This is a genomic window from Erythrobacter sp. S249 (assembly GCF_057364975.1).
The window spans coordinates 1,986,122-1,999,901 of the sequence record NZ_CP200287.1 but is presented as its reverse complement, the minus strand read 5'-3'; the positions used below and the strand labels follow the sequence as shown (position 1 = coordinate 1,999,901).

The following is a 13,780-nucleotide window of genomic DNA, read 5'->3' as shown; positions in this document are numbered from 1 at the left end:
TTGGCTTAGAGCGCCTTTGCGGCGGCCAGCACTTCTTCAGCGTGGCCCTTCACCTTCACCTTGTTCCAGACCTGCGCAATCTTGCCGTCTGCGCCGACCAGATAGGTGGTGCGGACCATGCCCATGTATGTTTTGCCGTACATCTGTTTCTCGGTCCAAACGCCGAGCGCGTCGGACAATCCACCTTCCTCGGCATCAGTCGCGAGAGGGGTCGTGAGATCATGTTTGGCGATGAAGTTCTGGTGCTTCTTCGCGCTGTCTTTGCTGACGCCAAGCAGCTCCGTTCCCGCCGCTTCAAAGTCGCTTTTAAGCGCAGTGAAATCCTTCGCCTCGGTGGTGCAGCCAGGCGTGTTGTCTTTGGGATAGAAGAACAGCACCAGCTTCTTGCCGTGGAAATCCGATGGCTTCACCGTGCCGCCATCAGGGGTGCCCATTTCAATATCTGGCAGGGCGTCACCAACGCTTACAGAATCGCTCATTCGTCAATCTCCAACTGGTGCTTGAGAATCGTCTCCCAAGCTTTCGCGACCTCATGCCGCGCCTCGGTGAGGCTGCGCAAGAGGCCTTTGTAATTCTTGGCCTTACAGGCCCGCGCCAGCGCATCAGCGGCAGCGGGCGGCGGCTCCTTACCATCGGGCGCCAGCAGGCGTCCGGCGACCAAAATGCGGGTCATCAAATCATAGGCCGCGATCAGCGGCTGCGGCAAAGCCCCTTCCTCCACCAGCATGGGGATGGCTGCGCCAAGGTCAGGATCAAGCCCCTTGCCATCACGCAATTGCAGGAAGTGGATGAGGAATTCAAAATCCACCAAGCCGCCGCGCAGCAGCTTCACATCCAGAGGTCCGCGAGCAGGCTTATGCTGCGCCATTTCGCTGCGCATGGTCAGCACATTTGTCCGCAATTCGGCGGGATCGCGCGGCTTGCACAGCACCCCGGTGATGATGTCGTTAAGCTGCGCGCGCGCCGCCTCCGACCCGATCAAGACCCGCGCTCTTGCCAGCGCCATATGCTCCCAGGTCCAGGCCGCCTCGCGCTGATATTTGGCGAAGGCCTCAAGCGATACTGCGAGCGGGCCTTGATTGCCTTGCGGGCGCAGCCGAGTGTCCACTTCATAGAGCGCGCCTTGCGCCGTCGGGACAGATAGAGCTGCGCTAATGCGGCTGGCCAAGCGGTTGTAATAAAGCGTCGCGCCGAGCGACCGGTCACCATCGGACTGCGCATCAAAGTCGCCTGAAAACAGATAGATGATGTCCAGGTCAGAGGCATGGGTCAGCGCCCCGCCACCAAATCGCCCGAGGCCCAAGACGCAGACCTCACTGCCGGTGATTTGTCCGTGCACACGCTCGAATTCGCGCGCGGCTGCATCCGCGGCCACTGTCAGTCCCGCCTCGGCGACGCGCGATAGGCCGCTGGCTATATCAATCGGATCACTCAGCGCCTCGATCAGCTGAACGCCGAGCGCAAAGCGCTGCTCGCCAGTGACCACGCGAATGGCGTCCAATTGCGCCTCGTAATCGTCGCGGGCGGCGATCCGCCGCATATCTTCGGCAATTTCGCAGGCAGAGCCGGGCAGCTCCAACGCGCTTTCATCGATCAGAATGTCGAGCAATTCCGGGCGCCGGCCAAGCTCATCGGCCAGCATCGGCGACAAAGTGAGCGCACCCACCAATTGCGCGAGCAGCGCCGGGCGGGCAGTCAACAAGTGAAACAGGTTGATCGCAGAGGGCGCATTGGCAAGCACACTCTCCCATCGGTTCAGCGCGCGGTCTGGATCATCCGCCCCAGCGAAAGCAGCGATCAATTCCGGCAACAGCGCATCAAACGCAGCCAGCGCCTGCGGGGTGCGCAGACATTGATAGCGCCCCTCGCGCCACCCCTTGATCCGCCCCGCCAACGCGTCCGGCTCAGCAAAGCCCAGATTGCTCAATTGCTCTGTCAGTGCCTCAGCTTGCGGCGGCTCTGGCACGGGCGGAGAGGCGCTGACATCATCGCCGATAAGCTTGTCATAGACAGCGCCTGCCGCCTGCGTCAGGCCGTCCAGCTCTGCGATCAGCGCCGCGCCATCTGCCAAGCCGTCAAGCCGGGCCACCGCATCCAGCGCTGCGCCTTCTGGTAGGATATGCGTCTGGCGATCGTTCACCATTTGCAATCGGTGCTCGATCACGCGCAGCCGGTCATAGGTCGAGCCCAGCAAAGCCGCCTCATCGCCATCCACCCGGCCAGCCGCCACCAAGGCAGCAAGCGCGGCCCGCGTGCCCTTCACCCGCAGGCTGGGATCGCGCCCACCGTGAATAAGTTGATGCGTTTGCGCAAAGAACTCGATCTCGCGAATGCCGCCGCGCCCGCGCTTCACATCGAACCCAGGGCCAGGGCGGCGCGGGCCATCATGGTTCGCGCGAATTTGCGCGGTTAGCTGGCGGATTTCTTCAATCGCGCCAAAATCCAAGCTGGAGCGCCATACAAAGGGCTGGATCCGCGCCAGAAACGCCTCTCCGGCGGCAATATCACCGGCGCAAGCGCGCGACCGGATAAAGGCCGCCCGCTCCCATGCTAGAGCGGCACTTTCGTAGTGTGAGAGAGCCGCGCCTTCCGATACGGCCAGCGGGCTTACCTCGCTGGCGGGCCGCAGCCTGAGATCGACCCGGAAGGCAAAGCCATCAGCGGTGTTTTCGGAAAGCAATTGCACGATCTGGCGGGCGTAGCGCGCGGCTGCTTCGCCCGGCTCATCCTTCGCGCGCCGCGGCAGTGTCTCCGGATCATAAAGCAGGATCGGGTCGATGTCGGAGGAGTAATTGAGCTCCCTAGCGCCTTGTTTTCCCAGCGCCAAGGCATAAAGCCCCCGTGCCGCTTCGCCATCCGTGCGCTCTGCAATGACGTGGGAAATAGCGCGGTCTAGCGAGCCGTCTGCGCAGTCTGACAATTCCTGCATCACGCGGGTTAGCGAGAAGGCTCCAGCCAGATCGCCAACCCCCAGCGCCACTGACAGCGCGAGGCGCTCTCGGCGCAAACCTGCGCCCAAATCATCTACGCCATCGCCAGCGGATTTGGCCCATGCGAGAGCGCCTTCACCATCTCCGCTGCTCAGCAATTCGGCGAGCGGCGGCATCCGCTCCAGTCCGCGCGCCAAAAACGGCGCCTCGGCCCGCGCCCGCGCCAATGCTCCAACCCAGTCATGCGAATTCGCCTGCGCCATCTCCGCCTCCATGGCGCGCTGGTTCTTGTCTCGCAAGCGCTCCGGCCATCAATCCGCCTTGCGAGCCGCGCTCCGCTCTGCAAAAGGTGCGCGCAATGATTTTGGATGAGAGGAATCACCGACAATGATCAAACAAGCATTGAAGCTTGGCGGATTGGCCGCTTGCGCACTCGCGCTGACGGCATGCGATGCGATGAGCTCGCTCGGCGGCGACACTGGCGCGGACGGAATGGATATTCCAGAAGTCGCAGCAGGCGAGCTTTCTGAAGAGACAATGATCGACATCACGCGCACGCTTTCCAGCGATGAGTTTGAGGGGCGCATGCCCGGCACCAAGGGCGAGGAACTGACCGTTGCCTTACTGACCGAACGGTTCGAGGCCGCTGGCCTTCAGCCAGGCAATGGCGAAAGCTGGGTGCAGGAAGTGCCGCTGGTGGAAATCACCGGCAAGAACTTCGCGCCGCTCACCATCACCAATGGCGAGACCGATCTGGTCTATGATTTCGGCAGTGAATGGGTCGGCGTGACCTACCGCGAAGATGCGCAAACGCAGCTGGCCAACAGCGAAATGGTGTTCGTCGGATACGGCATCAACGCGCCAGAGCGCGATTGGAACGACTACGAAGGCGTGGATGTCACGGGCAAGACCGTGGTCGTGCTGGTCAATGACCCTGACTATGAAACATCCGGCCTTGAAGGGAAATTCAACGGCCGCGCGATGACATTCTATGGCCGCTGGACCTACAAATATGAAGAGGCCGCACGCCAAGGCGCAGCAGGCGTTTTAATCGTCCATGATACCGAACCGGCCAGCTATGGCTGGAACGTGGTTGAAAGCAGCTGGTCCGGCCCGCAAGCCTATCCCGCTCGCGGAGACAATCCTCCGCCGCTCACCACCATGAACGGCTGGATCCAGAAAGAGGCCGCCCGCGAATTGCTGGCCGCAGCGGGGCAAGATCTCGATGCGCTGACAGCGGCAGCGAAAACGGAAGAATTTGAAGCGGTTGAGCTGGGCATGTCCGCCTCCACCAGCTTTGAAAATGACATTCGCAAATTCCAATCGCAAAATGTGATCGGCATTCTGCCCGGCAACGAAGCGCCAGACGAATACATCATTCACACCGCGCACTGGGATCACCTTGGCCGTTGTAAAGCAGCGCCCGATGGCGATGACATTTGCAACGGCGCAGTCGACAATGCGACCGGCACAGCAGCTCTGGTCGCCTTGGCGGAGGCGCATGCGAAAGCTGGCGCGCCTAAGCGTAGCCTCGTATTCCTGGCCGTAACGGCTGAGGAATCCGGCCTGCTCGGCGCGTATTACTACGCCTCAAACCCAGTGTTCCCGCTCGATCAGACGGTTGGCGGAATCAACATGGATGCCTTCCAGGTGGCTGGCCCAGCGAAAGACGTGACCGTGGTTGGCCCCGGCAAGTCTCAGCTCGATGCCTATATGATGGGCGCACTTGAGGCCGATGGCCGCACCATGACACCCAATCCAAACCCAGAGGCGGGCTATTACTACCGCTCTGACCACTTCGCCTTTGCCAAGCAGGGCGTGCCAATGCTCTACATCAATGGCGGGCAAGACCTGGTCGAGGGTGGACGCGATGCAGGCGCAGCAGTGTCCAAGGACTACCGCGACAATCGCTATCACGGGCCAAAGGACGAGTTCAACGAAGAGTGGGATTGGTCCGGCGTGATGAGCGATTTGCAATTGTTCTACCGCATTGGCCGGATGATGGCAGAAAGCAGCAGCTGGCCGAATTGGAACGAGGGCGATGAGTTTAAAGCCGCTCGCGACGAAAGCTGCGCCAGCGCCGAGACGGGCTGCTGATCCAGCATCCGTTTAGCTGACGAATTGAAAGCCGATTCATGACCGTCCTGATGCCTCCTGAATGGGCGCCGCAGGATTGGTTGTGGATCGGCTTTCCGCATTTGGCCGAGGAATGGCCGGGCTTCCTTGAGGCGGCGCAGGAGCAGATCGCGGCGTTCGCTAATGCTGTGGCGGACAGCGGTCAGGCTGTCCGTCTGCTCGTGCGCGATGAAGCGAACGAGGCGCGCGCCCGCGCTCTGGTGAGCAACGCAGTGAGATTGGAGCGGCGGGTCTACGGCGATATCTGGCTGCGCGACACCGGGCCACTGATCGTATCGGGCAATGGCGAACGCGCCGCGCGCCGGTTTGGTTTCAATGGCTGGGGAGGCAAATATCGGATGGCGGGCGATGAGAGCATTGGCGCGGAACTGGCGCGAGATGCGGGTTTGCCGCTCGAAACCTCACCAATGATATTGGAAGGCGGCGCGGTGGATGGCGATGGCACGGGACTGTGCACAGTGACCGAGCAATGCCTTCTCAATCCCAACCGGAATCCTGACATGTCGCGCGCTGCGATCGAGGCGGAGCTTAAGCACACGCTGGGCTTTGACCGGGTGCTTTGGCTAGGCGACGGCCTGATCAATGACCACACCGACGGCCATGTCGACAATCTGGCGCGCTTTGTCGGTCCGGGCCGGCTGGTCGTTCCTGAGGCCACGGGCAATGATGATCCCAATGCGGCGATCTATGCAGACGCAAAGCGGCGTGCTGAAGCACTCAGCGTGGAGGTAGTGACGATCCCTTCACCTGGCCTGATCCAGCGCGATGGCGCGGTTGAACCGGCAAGCTATGCGAATTTCGCCATCACCACGCATCTGGTGGCGGTGCCGACCTTTGGCTCAGTGCACGATGCAGCGGGCGTCGCAGCGATCGCTGCTCTGTTCCCGGATCGGCAGACCATCGGCCTTCCAGCGGATGCTGTACTGGCCGGAGGCGGCGGATTTCACTGCGCCAGCCAGCAGATGCCCTCAGCGCTAATTTAGGCAATCCTGGTTAATCTTAACGACCTGTTAGCATTTGCCCGCGAACGTGCGGTTCATGGACAAAGCAATCGCCATCACTCGCAAGCCTTTGCAGCTTGCAGCGGCCCATCCGGCCGATATCGCCCGTTCAGTCATCGTGCTGGCATGCGGCGCGGCGCTCATCTTTGCCGGGCAACCAATCCCACTCTAAGCGCGCGCTTGCTGTAACCAAGCGGCGCTTCATCGCGAATATCCCTGCAGTGCTCAGCGGATGTTTGTGAGGTGCGCGCATGACAAAAACTCTATTCGGTCTGGCCGTCGGTTCCGCCGCGCTCGCCATCGCCTCTGTCGCGGCGCCAGATTTCAGCCAAGCGCAAAACCCGCCTGAGCAAACCGGCACTCTGGGCGAGCCTGTGCTGCTCGAACTCTTCACCAGCCAAGGCTGTTCTTCCTGCCCACCAGCGGACCGCCTTTCAGCCAAGCTTGCGCGCGAAGATGGCCTGGTCGTGATCGCTCGCCCTGTGACCTATTGGGACCGTTTGGGCTGGAAAGACACGCTCGCACGCGAAGACAACACCAGCCTTCAGCGCGATTATGCCCGCCGCGGCCTCGCCGGATATAACGGCGTCTACACCCCGCAATTGGTAATCGATGGAGAGCTTGGGCAGGTTGGCTCCAACGAGCGCGTCAATCGCCGCCACATCGCGCTGGCGCGCGGTTCGCAAAGCGCCGCCATTCGCATCAAGCCAGCGGGCCGATTGGGCTATGGCATTGGCCTCAGCGGCGCGGCTGAAAAACCTGCTGAGCTAGTGCTGATGGCGGTATCAAGCGAGGAAAGCGTCGCGATTGGCCGCGGAGAAAACGGCGGCCGCCGCATCTCCTACACCAATGTGCTGCTTGATGAAAAAGTGCTCGCCCGCTGGGACGGCGGCACAGCAAGCGTTGAGCTGCACCAGGACAGGCTCACCACACCGGGTGCGGATGCGCATGCTTTGGTCCTGCGCGAGCCGAACGGCGGGCGGGTCCTTGCTGCGCGCTGGCTGCGCTAGAACAGACGAGTAAGGGCGGCAAAGGCAGCGGCGAACAGCACCAAGCCGACAAAGATCCGCCAGACCGTGTCGCTGACCCGGCCATAAGCGAGACCGCCAAGCCAATTGCCGAGCAGCACAGCGGGAAACAGCCCGACTGAAAGCAGCACTACTCGCTGATCAATCACACCGGTCAAAAACCCGGAGACAATCGCCGCAATTGCAGCAATCGTGAAGATCAGCAGCATTGATGCTTTAGCCGTATCGCGCGGGATCGCCCGGCCGACATAGTAGGGAACAACCGGCGGCCCCGGCATCCCAGCAAAGCCGGTAAGAATGCCGCTAGTCACCCCTGTTACCCCGGTCTGGAGCGTCCCAGGCAAGCTCGCAGAACGCTGAGGCAGGAGCACGAGCGCAAAGGCCGACAAGGCCACCATCGCAATAAGCAGCCGCGCAAGATCAGGCGGCGTCACAGACAGCAGCAGCAATCCCGGCGCAGTGGTGACTGCAACAAGGCCGCTGATCACCCAAGCGGATTTTTCGGCGCCCAGAACCAGTCGCCGTATCTCCAACATGCCGATAAACAGCATCAGGAAATTGGCGATCATCACCGCCTCAACCGGAGTCAGAGCGAGCGCCAAAACCGGCACCAGCAGGATCGCCATGCCGAACCCGGCCAGCCCGCGCACGAAAGACGCGCCAATGGTCGCTGCGAACGCCGCCGCAATCTGCGCTGCGTTAAGCCCGGCCAGCCAGTCCATGATCTATTCGGTCAAATGCGATTAAGCGCTGAGATCAGGCGGTGTAGCCGCCTTTGTGATAAGCGCCAGCGCATCATCCAAAGACAGCACTTGCTGGTCCTTTTCGCCAAGAGTCCGCAAGGCAATCGTGCCCTCTTCTTCCTCGCGCTTGCCGACCACAAACAGATACGGAACCTTCGCCAGCGAGTGTTCGCGCACTTTGTAATTGATCTTCTCATTGCGAAGATCGCCTTCTACCCGGATGCCCGCCGCCTCAAGCTTGGCCATAACCTTGGTGGCATAGCCATCAACATCCGACACAATCGGGGCGACCACGGCTTGAACCGGGGCGAGCCATGCTGGCAAGCGCCCAGCATAGTGCTCAATCAGAATGCCGATAAAGCGCTCGTAAGAACCGAAGATCGCGCGGTGCAGCATCACGGGGCGGTGCTTGCCACCATCTTCGCCAATATAGGTCGCATCAAGACGATCGGGCAGGACGCGATCACCTTGGATCGTGCCAACTTGCCACGTCCGGCCAATCGCATCGGTCAGGTGCCATTCGAGCTTTGGCGCATAAAACGCGCCTTCACCGGGCAGCTCTTCCCAGCCGAACTCTTCGTTCATCATGCCCGCATCTTTTACAGCGTCGCGCAATTCCTGTTCGGCCTTGTCCCAATCAGCATCAGTGCCCAACCGTTTTTCCGGGCGCAGCGCGAGTTTGATCGAAAACTTGAAACCGAAATCCTCGTAAACATCCGCTGCCAGCTTACAGAACTTGCGCACTTCCTCGACCACTTGTTCTTCGGTGCAGAAAATATGCGCATCATCTTGAGTGAACTGGCGGACCCGCATCAGGCCATGCAGCGCCCCATGCGGCTCGTTGCGGTGACAGCAGCCCATTTCGCCCAACCGGATCGGCAGATCGCGATAGGACGTGATGCCTTGCTTAAACACCAGCACGTGGGCCGGGCAGTTCATCGGCTTAATCGCCATCCAATCGGCGTCTTTTTCAACCGCAGGCTTGGCCGGGCCATCACTGTCCTCGTCCACTTCGGGCACCATGTCAGGTACGGCAAACATGTTTTCAGCATATTTGCCCCAGTGGCCCGATTGCTCCCACTGGCGGATATCCATCAGCTGAGGCGTCTTGATCTCGCGGTAGCCCCCGCCGTCCATCTTGCGGCGCATATAGGCCTCTAGCTCGCGCCAGATACGGTAGCCTTTAGGGTGCCAGAACACGCTGCCGTGCGCTTCTTCCTGCAGGTGGAACAAATCCATCTCGCGGCCCAGCTTGCGGTGGTCGCGCTTGGCGGCTTCTTCCAAGCGGTGCAGATGCTGTTTGAGCTGTTTCTTGTTGAGCCAGCCGGTGCCGTAAATTCGCGTCAGCTGGGCATTGCGCTGATCACCGCGCCAATAGGCACCTGCCACCCGCATCAGTTTGAATGCCGCCGGATCAAGTTTGCCGGTGGAGGCCAGATGCGGACCGCGGCACATGTCCAGCCATGCGCCTTCGCTTCGCGGTTCGCCCGACCAATAGACGGTCAGCTCTTCGTTCTCGGGCAGCTCTTTGGCCCATTCAGCCTTAAATGCCTCGCCGTCCGCTTCCCATTTCGCGATCAGATCAGCGCGCGACCATACTTCGCGCACTAATGGCTTATCCGCGGCAATGATCTCACGCATTTTCTCTTCAATCGCGGGCAGATCATCCATGCTGAACGGCTCGCGGTCAGCCGGGGCCATTACGTCATAGTAGAAGCCATCATCGGTAGCGGGACCGAAGGTGATTTGCGTGCCGGGATAGAGCGCCTGAACAGCCTCAGCCAGAACATGCGCAAAGTCATGCCGCGCCAGTTCCAGCGCATCGGCCTCATCCCGGCTGGTGATCAGCTCAAGCTCAGCATCACCCTCAAACGGGCGGCCAATATCGCGCACCTCGCCGTTGACGCGCGCAGCCAGTGCGGCCTTGGCAAGGCCAGGGCCAATCGCAGCGGCCACATCGGCGGGCGTGCTGCCTTCAGGCATTTCGCGCGTGGTGCCATCGGGCAGGCTGATCTTGAGCAGTTCGGTCATCGTTCTTCCGTCTCGTTTGCGTTCACGCCCATGACACACTCATGCGCGCTCTTGAAGAGCGGTGTCTTGGTATTTTCAGCTTTTTCAGGAGGCTGACACCGCGCCGCCCGAAACCGAAAGTTCGGGGCGCGGGTGTGGCTGGATCAGACCAACAGCAACCGGCCCCGGAAATCCGGGGTGGTGGTAGTGGTGGTGGTAGTCACACGGTTGGCCATGAGCGCAGATATAGGCGCGGCGAATGGTGATGTCATTACCCGTGTTTCGCAGCATCAATCGGAAAGCACCCGCTCCATTATGGAAAGTGTGCTTGACAAAAAGGCGAACCAATGACAAGTATACTTTCCATAGTTGAAAGGGAGCTTTACCAATGACAATTCGAAACAAAGCGATTCTATGGGCAGTGATCATCATCACCGCCGCGTTGTTTCTATCTGCGAGCGAACTGAGCCATGGCGCGTCCTTCGGGATCATAGGCGGCCTGAGCGGCGCAGCGATTGGCATGCTCAATGGCGGCTGCAAGAGCAGCAAGAAGTGCCTGCTATGAATGAGCAAACGGAAAAGAACGCAGCCGTGATGGGCCGCAGTCCTGCCTTTTGGGGTGCGCTTATGGGCATTTCCTATGCGGCGCTTGGCGGTCTGGCGATGACCGGCGCGATCGAAGGCACAGCGCTATTGATACTGATGCTCGTGCCTATGGTCATGATGGTCCCTTTGATCAAATCCGCCAATCGCCGAGTAGATTCCGGCGGCAATGCTTGCTTCGCAAAAGGTGAGGCGCAAAAGCGGTATTTGAAGCGCGTGGCGATTTCGACTTCGATTTATATGCTCGCCATTGCTGGGTTGGTCTTTGCCGAAAATGCGGAAGGTATCGCCGATACGTGGCGAATTCTTGCAGCCATCCCGCCCGGCCTTGCGATCATCGGTGTCTTTTGGGCCATCGGACGGCTTATCGTAGAAGAGCAGGATGAGTTTGTTCGTATGCTTGTGGTCCGCCAATCGCTGATCGCAACCGCAATCACGCTCAGCATCGCGAGTGTCTGGGGCTTCCTCGAGATTGCTGACGCGGTCCCACATGCCGACGCCTATTGGTGGGCCGTGGTATGGTTCGCTGGTCTAGGTATTGGCGCTGCATCAAACCGCGTCGAATATGGCGCGTGGGGTGCGGTGTGAACAATCGCCTCAAAGTGCTGCGCGCAGAACGCGATTGGAGCCAGCAAGACCTCGCGGATCAGCTGAATGTCAGCCGCCAGTCCGTCAATGCGATTGAGAAGGGGCGCTATGACCCGTCCCTGCCGCTCGCATTCAAGATCGCCGACGTATTCGGCCTTGCGATAGAAGAGATTTTCCAACGAGAAGGAGCGGAACAATGAAGCTTTGGACCAGCATTGTCACAGGCCTCACATTCCTTGGGTCTACTGCCGCACTCGCGGATGAGCCACAGGAGGCTTGCCCGCCATACGAAACGCTCGGAGCGGGCCCTGATTTGATCCTTACACCTGGGCTTGGCTCATCACCGGCAACTTGGGACGGTGTCAAAGACACCCTCAGCGAGAGCTACACGGTTCATCTTGTGCATGTTGCAGGCTTCGCCGGTCGTGCTCCGAACGGGTCACCAGAAACGATTGTTGCGCGCGCCGCCCAAGAAATTGTCGACCATCTCAACTGCAACAAAATTGAAAGCGCGCTTTACGCGGGCCATTCACTTGGCGGGTTCCTTGGCCTCAAGCTGGCAAAGGATCATCCTGATCGGATCAAAAGATTGGTCATCGTCGATGCCCTGCCATTCTTTCCGCTTCTATTTTCGCCCAAAGCAACCGCTGAAACAGCCGCAGCGCAAGCCGACGGGTTCAAGAGGCAAATTCTCGGGCAATCCGCCGAGGAGTTTGCGCAAACTCAGCAAGCCGGGGTCCGTTCTCTGGTAAAGAACAGTGAGTACCAGGGCACCATAGCCGATTGGTCGATAACCAGTGATAGGGCGACCTTTGCAAACGCCATATATTCGCTGATGACGACCGATCTGCGCCCTGCACTAAAGGACATGAACACGCCCACGACCATTATCGCAGCGAGCAATGCCTTCGCTCCGCGATCGCGGATAGAGGCGCTCTACCGAGATGCTTACGCATCGCTCGAAACTGCTGATATTCGAATAGTCGAAGACAGCTACCACTTCATCATGTTTGACCAACCTGAGCTGTTCGAGACCGAGCTTCGCCGCGCTCTTGAAGAGACCGCAGATTAAGGCTCGAACCAGTTTTAGCCCTCTTGCGCGCACCCGCCGCCTGCGGGCATGAGGGCGCGCATGAGCGAGATACACTTTCACGAATTTGACGATGGCCGCAAAATCGCCTTTCGCCATGCGCCGGGCAGCGGCCCGAGCTTAGTCTTTCTGCCAGGCTATATGTCAGACATGGACGGCGGCAAGGCGACCGCCATGTTTGCCCGCGCGCAGGAAATGGGGCGGGCCTGCCTGCTGCTCGATTATTCCGGCTGCGGGCGGAGCAATGGTGATTTTGCCGATGGCACCCTGTCCCGTTGGCGCGATGAAGTGCTCGCCTTGGTCGAGGCTCATGTCGACGGCAGCGTGCTGCTGATCGGCTCGTCTATGGGCGGCTGGCTGATGCTGATGGTGGGTGAGGCTTTGGGCGAGCGGCTGACCGGAATGATCGGCATCGCGCCTGCTCCAGACTTTACGACTTGGGGCTTCACACACGAGCAGCGCGCGCAGATGGCGGCGGGTGAAGTGCTGTATGAAGACAATCCCTACGGGCCAGAGCCAACGCCGACGCATCCCGGCTTTTTCGCCGATGGCGAGGCCAATCTGAAACTCGACAGCGCAATCGCGATTGATTGCCCGGTTCGCCTGCTGCACGGCCAAAAGGACGAGGATGTGCCATGGGAAATCAGCCCGCGCCTCGCCAAGGCGATACGTTCGGACAATGTACAGGTGACCTTTGTCAAAGACGGCGATCACCGCTTGTCGCGCGAGAATGATATTGCGCTGCTGCAAGCGACGGTCGATCAGTTTTACTAGGCGAACACCCACGTGTCTTTTTCCAGCGCGCTCATTCTCATGCTGCTTCAGGTCGGCCCCAACCCAAGCACTGGCGCGATCCAAGGCGCGCCCGATGAGCTGCTCAACCGCCCGCCGCGCACCACCAATGAAATTGCTCCGCCGCAGCCCACCGATCCGCTCAGCATTTGGCTGGCCGATTGCCTCGATCTGGTCGAAAGCGACCCGGCCCGCGCGCACACCAAAGCGCAGATTGAGCGCAACCAGACAACCGGTGATGCGAGGGTCATCGCCAATCACTGCCTCGGACTCGCTGCGACAAAACTGAGCCTATGGGACGATGCGATTGTCGCCTTCACCGCAGCGCGCGATGAGACACCGGCGGATGAACCGCGAGCACGAGCGCGTTTTGGCATTATGGCCGGCAATGCCGCCCTCGCAAACACGCTTTGGGCTGACGCCTATAATATTTTGAGAGAGGCACGCACGGACGCCAAAACCGCTGCATCTGGTGCACTTCAAGCAGCAGCAGCACTCGACATGGCCCGCGCCCTGGTTGAGATTGATCAGCCGGAAGAAGCTCTCATTGAATTGGACAATACAACGCGCCTGATGCCCGGCGATGCTGAGGCATGGCTGCTAAAAGCAACCCTGCTGCGGCGTGAAAACAGATTACCAGAGGCGCAATCCGCTATTGAAAAGGCCTCGGGTCTCGCCCCGCTCGATCCGCAAATCGGGCTGGAGGCGGGCGTTATCGCCGTACTGGATGCGCGCGATGATGCCGCCCGCGCCAGCTGGCAATCCGTGATCGACACTGCGCCTGATAGTCCGCAGGCAAAGACCGCTAGCGGCTATCTGAAACAGCTGGGGCCTGCTACGCCAGCCCAATAGTAAGAGG

15 protein-coding genes are annotated in these 13,780 nt (G+C 60.2%); 10 read left to right on the top strand and 5 right to left on the bottom strand.

Going from position 1 to position 13,780, the window contains the following annotated elements:
• Positions 1-5: 5 nt before the first annotated feature.
• The gene (locus AC0V6V_RS09505) at positions 6-479 is read right to left on the bottom strand and encodes a peroxiredoxin (RefSeq protein WP_486165143.1); all 474 of its coding nucleotides are present in this window, start codon (positions 477-479) and stop codon (positions 6-8) included.
• A complete protein-coding gene (glnE, locus tag AC0V6V_RS09500; RefSeq protein WP_486166392.1) occupies positions 476-3,193 on the bottom strand; it encodes a bifunctional [glutamate--ammonia ligase]-adenylyl-L-tyrosine phosphorylase/[glutamate--ammonia-ligase] adenylyltransferase in 2,718 nt (905 codons plus the stop codon). The genes AC0V6V_RS09505 and glnE overlap by 4 nt, the downstream gene beginning before the upstream one ends.
• A 124-nt stretch (positions 3,194-3,317) precedes the next feature.
• On the opposite strand from glnE, the gene AC0V6V_RS09495 reads away from it, so the two are divergent.
• From AC0V6V_RS09495 to AC0V6V_RS09480, 4 genes are all read left to right on the top strand, one after another.
• On the top strand, positions 3,318-5,027 hold the full coding sequence (locus AC0V6V_RS09495; protein ID WP_486165142.1) for a M28 family metallopeptidase: 1,710 nt from the start codon (positions 3,318-3,320) through the stop codon (positions 5,025-5,027).
• 38 nt (positions 5,028-5,065) lie between these two features.
• Positions 5,066-6,049, top strand: a complete 984-nt coding sequence (locus tag AC0V6V_RS09490; protein WP_486165141.1) for an agmatine deiminase family protein — start codon at positions 5,066-5,068, stop codon at positions 6,047-6,049.
• Between the two features lie 55 nt (positions 6,050-6,104).
• A complete protein-coding gene (locus tag AC0V6V_RS09485) occupies positions 6,105-6,239 on the top strand; it encodes a hypothetical protein (protein ID WP_486165140.1) in 135 nt (44 codons plus the stop codon).
• Between the two features lie 79 nt (positions 6,240-6,318).
• A complete protein-coding gene (locus tag AC0V6V_RS09480; RefSeq protein ID WP_486165139.1) occupies positions 6,319-7,077 on the top strand; it encodes a DUF1223 domain-containing protein in 759 nt (252 codons plus the stop codon).
• Here the strand turns inward: AC0V6V_RS09480 and AC0V6V_RS09475 are convergent.
• The 3 genes from AC0V6V_RS09475 to AC0V6V_RS09465 all read right to left on the bottom strand — a co-directional run bounded on the left by AC0V6V_RS09475 (position 7,074) and on the right by AC0V6V_RS09465 (position 10,142).
• On the bottom strand, positions 7,074-7,817 hold the full coding sequence (locus AC0V6V_RS09475; protein ID WP_486165138.1) for a sulfite exporter TauE/SafE family protein: 744 nt from the start codon (positions 7,815-7,817) through the stop codon (positions 7,074-7,076). The two genes, AC0V6V_RS09480 and AC0V6V_RS09475, sit on opposite strands and share 4 nt — an antisense overlap.
• Positions 7,818-7,838: 21 nt before the next feature.
• Positions 7,839-9,869 (bottom strand): threonine--tRNA ligase, encoded by a 2,031-nt coding sequence (gene thrS, locus AC0V6V_RS09470; RefSeq protein ID WP_486165137.1) that lies wholly within the window; start codon positions 9,867-9,869, stop codon positions 7,839-7,841.
• Between the two features lie 84 nt (positions 9,870-9,953).
• A complete protein-coding gene (locus AC0V6V_RS09465; protein WP_486166309.1) occupies positions 9,954-10,142 on the bottom strand; it encodes a hypothetical protein in 189 nt (62 codons plus the stop codon).
• Positions 10,143-10,236: 94 nt separating this feature from the next.
• Between AC0V6V_RS09465 and AC0V6V_RS09460 the strand changes: the two genes are divergently transcribed.
• The 6 genes from AC0V6V_RS09460 to AC0V6V_RS09435 are packed head-to-tail and all read left to right on the top strand — an operon-like array spanning position 10,237 to position 13,773.
• Positions 10,237-10,413: a hypothetical protein gene (locus AC0V6V_RS09460; RefSeq protein ID WP_486165135.1), complete on the top strand. Its 177-nt coding sequence runs from the start codon at positions 10,237-10,239 to the stop codon at positions 10,411-10,413.
• Positions 10,410-11,039 carry a hypothetical protein gene (locus tag AC0V6V_RS09455; protein ID WP_486165134.1) on the top strand — a complete coding sequence of 210 codons (630 nt, stop codon included), beginning with the start codon at positions 10,410-10,412 and terminating at the stop codon, positions 11,037-11,039. Before AC0V6V_RS09460 ends, AC0V6V_RS09455 begins: the two co-directional genes overlap by 4 nt.
• Complete coding sequence (locus AC0V6V_RS09450; protein WP_486165133.1) at positions 11,036-11,239, top strand: helix-turn-helix transcriptional regulator; 204 nt, start codon at positions 11,036-11,038, stop codon at positions 11,237-11,239. Before AC0V6V_RS09455 ends, AC0V6V_RS09450 begins: the two co-directional genes overlap by 4 nt.
• Positions 11,236-12,111 (top strand): alpha/beta fold hydrolase, encoded by an 876-nt coding sequence (locus AC0V6V_RS09445; RefSeq protein ID WP_486165132.1) that lies wholly within the window; start codon positions 11,236-11,238, stop codon positions 12,109-12,111. Before AC0V6V_RS09450 ends, AC0V6V_RS09445 begins: the two co-directional genes overlap by 4 nt.
• A gap of 60 nt (positions 12,112-12,171) precedes the next feature.
• Positions 12,172-12,903 carry an alpha/beta fold hydrolase gene (locus tag AC0V6V_RS09440; protein ID WP_486166308.1) on the top strand — a complete coding sequence of 244 codons (732 nt, stop codon included), beginning with the start codon at positions 12,172-12,174 and terminating at the stop codon, positions 12,901-12,903.
• Positions 12,904-12,915: 12 nt separating this feature from the next.
• Positions 12,916-13,773 (top strand): tetratricopeptide repeat protein, encoded by an 858-nt coding sequence (locus tag AC0V6V_RS09435; protein ID WP_486165131.1) that lies wholly within the window; start codon positions 12,916-12,918, stop codon positions 13,771-13,773.
• Positions 13,774-13,780 lie beyond the last annotated feature (7 nt).